The following is a 7,431-nucleotide window of genomic DNA, read 5'->3' on the forward strand; positions in this document are numbered from 1 at the left end:
CGACAGGTCGGCAAGCAGAGCCGCCATACCCTCTCCCCCAACCCCTCTCCCACGGCGTGGGAGAGGGGAGCGGGTCAGGCGAGGGCGTCTGATTCTCTCGCCTGATTTCTCTCCCCTCTCCCGCAAGGCGGGAGAGGGCCCGGCGGTTCAAGCTGCGACAGGTCGGCAAGCAGAGCCGCCATGCCCTCTCCCCCAACCCCTCTCCCACGGCGTGGGAGAGGGGAGCGCGTCAGTCTCAATCCGAACTCACCCGCACCACGCCAGTACCATATTGGTCAGGTCGACCATGAACGCCGGCCGCAGGTAAGCCAGGAACCCCAGGGTCAGCACGACCGCAAGGGCCAGGAAACCGAGGCCTTTGGCCAGTCTCACGTCAGGCTCCCACCGGTTGCGGGCGCACCAGCGCGTGCTCGCGGATCGGCAGGTTGACCACCGCCGCCATCAAGCCCAGCGCAATCGCGATCATCCATACCGTGGTGTAGCCGCCGGTCCTGTCGTACAGGTAGCCGCCAAGCCACGCGCCAAGAAAACTGCCGATCTGGTGAGAGAAGAACACCACGCCGGACAGCATCGACAGATATTTCACGCCGAACACCTGCGCGATGATGCCGTTGGTCAGCGGCACAGTGGACAGCCACAGGAAGCCCATCAGCGCGGCGAACACCCAGGTGCTGAATGCGCTCAGCGGCGCCAGCAGATAGCCGGCGATGACCACCGACCGCGCAATATAGATGAACGACAACAGGTAGCGCTTGGGCATGCGTTGGCCCATCGATCCGGCCGTATAGGTGCCGAACACGTTGAACAGGCCAATCAGCGCCAGCGCAACGGTGGCCACCTTGGGGTCCGTAAAGCCACGGTCCTTGAGGTACGGCGCCAGGTGCACGCCGATAAACACCACCTGGAAGCCGCAGACGAAATAGCCAAGCGTCAGCAGCTGGAAGTTGCGGTTGCCGAATGCCTCGCGCGTGGCCTCGCCGATGGTCTGGTGATGGCCGCCGGTCGTCGCCACCATGTTCGGCTCGCGCAGCGTCAGCGCCAGCGGCAGCATGAAGCACGCCAGGAACGCCAGGATGAACAGCGCGTTCTGCCATCCCGTAGTGGAAATCAGCGTCTGCTCTACCGGGATCATCAGGAACTGGCCAAACGATCCCGCGGCAGCGGCAATGCCCATCGCCCATACGCGCTTTTCGGCGCTGGCCACGCGGCCAATCACGCCATACACCACGCTATAGGTGGTGCCCGACTGGGCGATGCCGATCAGCACGCCTGCGCCGGTGGCAAACGCGGTGCCGCTGGTGGCCAGCGCCATGACGATCAGGCCGGCCACATAGAGCGCCACGCCGATGATCATGATGCGCAGCGCGCCGAACTTGTCGGCCAGCGCGCCGGTAATCGGCTGGCTGGCGCCCCACATCAGGTTCTGCAGCGCCAGTGCAAACGCGAAGGTCTCGCGGTTCCAGCCGTGGGTCTGCGTGATCGGCAGGTTGAACAGGCCGAAGCCATGCCGGATGCCCATCGAAAGGGTTACGAGCAGGCCACCGCACACAAGTACGGTGGTCAGGGAGAGTTTGCGGTCGGTCATGTCGGGCTCGGTAGTTATTGTTTCTATTGTTATGTCGACGACAGGGGGGCGCGGTGTGCGCAGTGCGCCGAGTTTACCGCGCGCGCCTCAATTTTGCCGGCAGGGGTTTTGCCCCTCGCCCATTCATGCCCATCCATTACAATGCTGCGCATTCCGGCTGCAGACGGCCGGGCGTCCCACTATCCGCGAAGTGACTCCATGGCGAGCAAAACCAGTCAGTACAGCGAATCTTCCATCCGGGTCCTGAAGGGCCTGGAGCCGGTCAAGCAACGGCCCGGCATGTACACCCGTACCGACAACCCCCTGCATATCGTGCAGGAGGTGATCGACAACGCGTCCGACGAAGCGCTCGGCGGCCACGGCACCGAGATCCTGGTCACGCTGCACAAGGACGGCAGCATCAGCGTTGAAGACGATGGCCGCGGCATCCCGGTGGGTATCCATCCGGAAGAGAAGGTGCCCGTGGTGGAAATCGTCTTCACGCGCCTGCACGCAGGCGGAAAGTTCGACAAGGGCAAGGGCGGCGCCTATGCCTTTTCGGGTGGCCTGCACGGCGTAGGCGTGTCGGTGACCAACGCACTGGCCACGCGCCTGGACGTCACCGTGTGGCGCGATGGCGCGGTATCCACGCTGACGTTCGAACACGGCGGCGAAGTGACCCGGCCGCTGGAAAGCCGCAAGGCCGAACGCGGCGAGAAGAAGGGCGGTACGCGCGTTCAGGTGTGGCCGGACGCGAAATACTTCGATTCCGCAGCGATTCCGATGGCCGAGCTGCAGCGCCTGCTGCGCAGCAAGGCCGTGCTGCTGCCCGGCGTCAAGGTCACGCTGGTGATCGAGAAGACCGGCGAGCAGACGGTCTGGCAGTACGAGCAGGGCCTGAAGGGCTATCTGGTCGAGGCACTGGCCCAGGGCAGCGGCGCCGAACTCGTGATCCCGATGTTCGAGGGCGAACATTTTGCGGACCCGGACAAGAACGCCGGCGAGGAAGGCTTTGCCGAGGGCGAAGGCGCGTCGTGGGTGGTCGCGTGGACCGAGGAAGGCGCGCCGGTGCGCGAGTCCTACGTCAACCTGATCCCGACCCCCGCTGGCGGCACGCACGAGTCCGGCCTGCGCGAAGGCCTGTTCCTGGCCGTGAAGAGCTTTATCGAGATGCACTCGCTGCAGCCCAAGGGCGTGAAGCTGATGAGCGAAGACGTGTTTGCGCGCGCTTCGTTCGTGCTGTCGGCCAAGGTGCTCGATCCGCAGTTCCAGGGCCAGATCAAGGAGCGCCTGAACAGCCGCGACGCGGTGCGCCTGGTCTCCACGTTCAGCCGCCCGGCGCTTGAGCTCTGGCTCAACCATCACGTCGATTTCGGCAAGAAGCTTGCGGAACTGGTGATCCGCCAGGCGCAGGCGCGCACGCGTGCCGCGCAGAAGGTCGAAAAGAAGAAGGGCTCCGGCGTGGCCGTGCTGCCCGGCAAGCTGACCGATTGCGAATCGACCGATGTCGAGCGTAATGAAATCTTCCTGGTGGAGGGCGACTCCGCCGGCGGCTCCGCCAAGATGGGCCGCGACAAGGAATTCCAGGCCATCCTGCCGCTGCGCGGCAAGGTGCTCAACACCTGGGAAACCGAGCGCGACCGCCTGTTCGCGAACAACGAAGTACACGACATCGCGGTGGCGATCGGCGTGGACCCGCACGGCCCGGACGACGAGCCCGACCTGTCTAACCTGCGTTACGGCAAGATCTGTATCCTGTCTGATGCTGACGTGGACGGCGCGCACATCCAGGTGCTGTTGCTGACGCTGTTCTTCCGCCACTTCCCGAGGCTGATCGCCAACGGCAATGTCTGTGTGGCGCGGCCGCCGCTGTTCCGCGTGGATGCCCCTGCACGCGGCAAGAAGCCGGCGCAGAAGCTCTACGCGCTGGACGAAGGCGAGCTTGACGCGATCCAGGACAAGCTGCTCAAGGATGGCGTCAAGGACGGCGCGTGGCAGATCTCCCGCTTCAAAGGCCTGGGCGAGATGAGCGCCGAGCAGCTCTGGGAAACGACGATGAATCCCGACACGCGCCGGCTGCTGCCGGTGGCGCTGGGCGAATACGACCAATTGCAGACCGTCGCCATGATGAACATGCTGATGGGCAAGGGCGAAGCCTCGCAACGGCGGAGCTGGCTGGAAGAAAAGGGCAACGAGGTGGTGGCCGACATCTGACGGCAGGAGGCAGGAGCGCGAATGATGCAGGGCAGAGGCAAAGGCAAAGGCAAAGGCACGATAGGACGACTGGCGGCACGGGCGGCGGGAACGCTGGCCGTGCTGGCGTCGTTCTGCCTTGCCACGCCTGCACATGCCGAACTCTGGGGTTTCATCGATACCGATGGCGTGGCCCACTTTTCGGATGTGAAGCTGGACGCGCGCTACAAGCTGTTCATGAAGGACGGCGGAAGCTTCGATTCCGGCAACTTGCGCCGCGGCGGCCAGCCTGCGGGCACGCTGGACCCCGAACGCGAGAAGCTGTACCGCTACGTGCTCAACCATCCGAACCTGGCCGCAGTCGACCCGATCATCCAGAAGGTGGCGGCCGCGCAGGGCGTGGACCCGGCACTGGTCAAGGCCGTGATGGCCGTGGAGAGCGGTTTCAACCCGACGGCGGTGTCCCAGAAAGGCGCCATCGGGCTGATGCAGGTGATCCCGGACACGGGCACGCGCTTCGGCGTTGCGGCTGACCGCCGCGGCACCGTGGAGCAGAAGCTGACAGACCCTCGCACGAACATCTCGGCCGGCGTGCGGTACCTGCGCTGGCTGATGGACCTGTTCCCGAACAATCTGGAACTGGTGCTGGCCGCGTACAACGCCGGAGAGGGCGCCGTTCAGCGCTACAACAACCGGATTCCGCCATTCCCCGAGACACAACAATATGTCAGTACCGTCCTGGAGTTCTACCGTCTGTACCAGCCTGCCGGGCCATCCGGCGTGCATGTGGTGCGCACGGGCATGGCCGCCGAACGGGTCAGGATGGTGATTGGCGGCCGCCGGCCGATGCCTTGACGCGCTTTCGCGACGTTGGCGGTGTTCGTAAGGGCATCGCCATCCAGTTCCTTTAGAATCCCACGCTGACTGCAACATCCGGCTGCGGGCGCACAGGCGCCCGCCGGGCCGAAATCTTGCCAAACATGGATCAACCGAATACTACGTTTCAGGCCGAAGAGCCGGCCGATTCGCTGACGCTCGCGCGCTACGCCGAGCGAGCCTATCTCGACTACGCCGTCAGCGTGGTCAAGGGCCGCGCACTGCCCGAAGTGGCCGACGGCCAGAAGCCCGTCCAGCGCCGCATCCTCTACGCGATGCAGGCGATGGGGCTGCGCGCCGATGCCAAGCCCGTGAAGTCGGCCCGCGTGGTCGGCGAGGTGCTGGGTAAATTCCACCCGCACGGCGACCAGTCGGCCTATGACGCGCTCGTGCGTCTGGCACAGGACTTCTCGCTGCGTTATCCGCTGATCGACGGCCAGGGCAACTTTGGCTCGCGCGATGGCGATGGCGCCGCGGCCATGCGCTACACCGAAGCCCGCCTGACGCCGATCTCGCGGCTGCTGCTCGATGAAATCGACCTGGGCACGGTGGACTTCGTGCCGAACTACGATGGCTCGGAAGAAGAACCGAAGCTGCTGCCCGCGCGCCTGCCGTTCGTGCTGCTGAACGGCGCGTCGGGTATCGCGGTGGGCATGGCGACGGAAATCCCGCCGCACAACCTGCGCGAAGTGGCCGGCGCCACCGTGGCGATGATCCGCAACCCGAATATCACGCTGGCGGAACTGCTGGCGCTGATGCCGGGGCCGGACTATCCCGGCGGCGGCCAGATCATTTCGCCGGCCTCGGAGATCGCCCAGATCTATGAAGGCGGCCGTGGCAGCCTGAAGGTGCGCGCGCGCTGGACCATCGAGGAAATGGCGCGTGGCCAGTGGCAGATGGTGGTGACGGAGTTGCCGCCGAATACGTCTTCGCAGAAGGTGCTCGAGGAAATCGAGGAAATCACCAATCCGAAGATCCGCGCCGGCAAGAAGGCGCTGTCGCCCGAACAGACCCAGCTCAAGACGTCGATGCTGGCCGTGCTGGACGCCGTGCGCGACGAGTCCGGCAAGGATGCGCCGGTGCGGCTGGTGTTCGAGCCCAAGAGCAAGAACACTGATCAGCAGGAATTCATCCAGACGCTGCTGGCCCATACCAGCCTGGAATCGGGTGCGCCGATCAACCTCGTGATGATCGGCACCGATGGCCGTCCGCGCCAGAAGGGGCTGCAGGAAATCCTGCGCGAGTGGATCGCGTTCCGCTTTGAAACGGTGACGAAGCGCTCGCGCTTCCAGCTCAACAAGGTCGAGGACCGCATCCATATCCTGGAAGGCCGGATGCTGGTGCTGCTGAACATCGACGAGGTGATCCGCATCATCCGCGAAAGCGATGAGCCGAAGCCGGCGCTGATCGAGGCATTCCGCCTGAGCGACCGTCAGGCCGAGGACATCCTGGAAATCCGCCTGCGCCAGCTGGCTCGCCTGGAAGCGATCAAGATCGAGCAGGAACTGGCGAAGCTTCGCGACGAGCAGGCCGAGCTGGACGTGCTGCTGAAGTCCGAGACGATGATGCGTCGCAAGATCATCAAGGAGATCGAGCAGGACGCCAAGCAGTACAGCCCGGAAGACAAGGACCCGCGCCGCACGCTGATCCAGGAAGCCAGCCGCGCCGCCGCCGAGGTGAAGGTGATCGACGAACCGGTGACGGTGATCGTGTCCGGCAAGGGCTGGGTGCGCACGCGCCAGGGCCACAGCCACGATCCGTCGCAATTCACGTTCAAGGCCGGCGACAACCTCTATGGCACGTTCGAATGCCGCACCGTCGATACGCTGCTGGCGTTTGGCAGCAATGGCCGCGTGTATTCGGTGGCCGTGTCAAGCCTGCCCGGTGGGCGTGGCGATGGCGTGCCGGTGACCACGTTGATCGACCTGGCCGCGGGCTCGCAGATCGCGCATACGTTCGCCGGTTCGGCCGAACAGCGCATGCTGATTGCCACGGCTGGCGGCAACGGCTTTGTCACGAAGGTTGGCGACATGATCGGCCGTCAGAAGGCGGGCAAGGCGTTCGTCACGCTCGACGAGGGCGACACCTTGCTGCCGCCCGCGCCGATTGGCGATGATGGTACGCATGTGGCCTGCTTCTCCGCCAATGGCCGTCTGCTGCTGGTGGGCCTTGACGAGGTCAAGGTGCTGTCGGCAGGCGGCCGTGGCGTGATCCTGATGGAGCTGGAGTCGAAGGAAACGCTGGAACAGGCCGTGGCCGTGGGCGCGCCGGGCCTGATGATCTCGGGCGCCGGTATTCGTGGCGGCAAGGTGCCGCCGCAGAAGCTGGCCGGCAAGACGCTGATGCCATATGTGGGCAAGCGCGCCCGCAAGGGCCGTGCCATCGAGCCGCGCCTGAAGGACGTGAAGATCGAACCGGTGAAGGCCGCGGAGTAATTCGCTGCAGTCTCTCGGTCTTCTCCCCTCTCCCGTATGCGGGCGAGGGGCGGGGGAGAGGGCCAGCCGTTCAAACTGCGACAGGTCGCGGCTTGAACCTCAACACCCTCTCCCCCAGCCCCTCTCCCACAACGTGGGAGAGGGGAGCGAACCGGCAGTGTTTGATTTGCCCCGGCTTTTCTCCCCTCTCCCGCATGCGGGGGAGGGGCGGGGGAGAGGGTGAGCCGTTCAAACTGCGACAAGTCGTAACTTGAACCACAACGCCCTCTCCCCCAACCCCTCTCCCACAACGTGGGAGAGGGGAGCGAACCGATAACGTTTGATTTGCCCCGGGTTTTCTCCCCTCTCCCGCATGCGGGAGAG

General features: G+C 64.9%; 5 protein-coding genes. 3 read left to right on the plus strand and 2 right to left on the minus strand.

The features are described from left to right. Positions 1–246: 246 nt before the first annotated feature. Positions 247–372, minus strand: coding sequence for a hypothetical protein (locus tag B552_RS29385; protein WP_019450651.1), 126 nt, complete (start codon positions 370–372; stop codon positions 247–249). Position 373: 1 nt separating this feature from the next. Next, positions 374–1,585 (minus strand): MFS transporter, encoded by a 1,212-nt coding sequence (locus tag B552_RS0119075; protein WP_019450652.1) that lies wholly within the window; start codon positions 1,583–1,585, stop codon positions 374–376. Between the two features lie 198 nt (positions 1,586–1,783). Here B552_RS0119075 and B552_RS0119080 point away from each other — a divergent pair, with 198 nt between their 5' ends. The 3 genes from B552_RS0119080 to parC all read left to right on the plus strand — a co-directional run bounded on the left by B552_RS0119080 (position 1,784) and on the right by parC (position 7,068). Beyond that, a complete protein-coding gene (locus B552_RS0119080) occupies positions 1,784–3,778 on the plus strand; it encodes a DNA topoisomerase IV subunit B (RefSeq protein ID WP_019450653.1) in 1,995 nt (664 codons plus the stop codon). A gap of 21 nt (positions 3,779–3,799) precedes the next feature. Beyond that, complete coding sequence (locus B552_RS0119085) at positions 3,800–4,612, plus strand: lytic transglycosylase domain-containing protein (protein ID WP_019450654.1); 813 nt, start codon at positions 3,800–3,802, stop codon at positions 4,610–4,612. Positions 4,613–4,737: 125 nt separating this feature from the next. Further along, positions 4,738–7,068 carry a DNA topoisomerase IV subunit A gene (gene parC, locus B552_RS0119090; RefSeq protein ID WP_019450655.1) on the plus strand — a complete coding sequence of 777 codons (2,331 nt, stop codon included), beginning with the start codon at positions 4,738–4,740 and terminating at the stop codon, positions 7,066–7,068. The last annotated feature ends 363 nt before the right edge of the window (positions 7,069–7,431 follow it).

The organism is Cupriavidus sp. BIS7, from assembly GCF_000292345.1.
In the GTDB taxonomy this organism is placed as follows: Bacteria; Pseudomonadota; Gammaproteobacteria; order Burkholderiales; family Burkholderiaceae; genus Cupriavidus.

Coding starts and splice junctions, on each gene's coding strand:
- B552_RS0119080 (WP_019450653.1), top strand. CDS start 1,784: ATGGCGAGCAAAACCAGTCAGTACAGCGAATCTTCCATCCGGGTCCTG.
- B552_RS0119085 (WP_019450654.1), top strand. CDS start 3,800: ATGATGCAGGGCAGAGGCAAAGGCAAAGGCAAAGGCACGATAGGACGA.
- parC (WP_019450655.1), top strand. CDS start 4,738: ATGGATCAACCGAATACTACGTTTCAGGCCGAAGAGCCGGCCGATTCG.
- B552_RS0119075 (WP_019450652.1), bottom strand. CDS start 1,585: ATGACCGACCGCAAACTCTCCCTGACCACCGTACTTGTGTGCGGTGGC.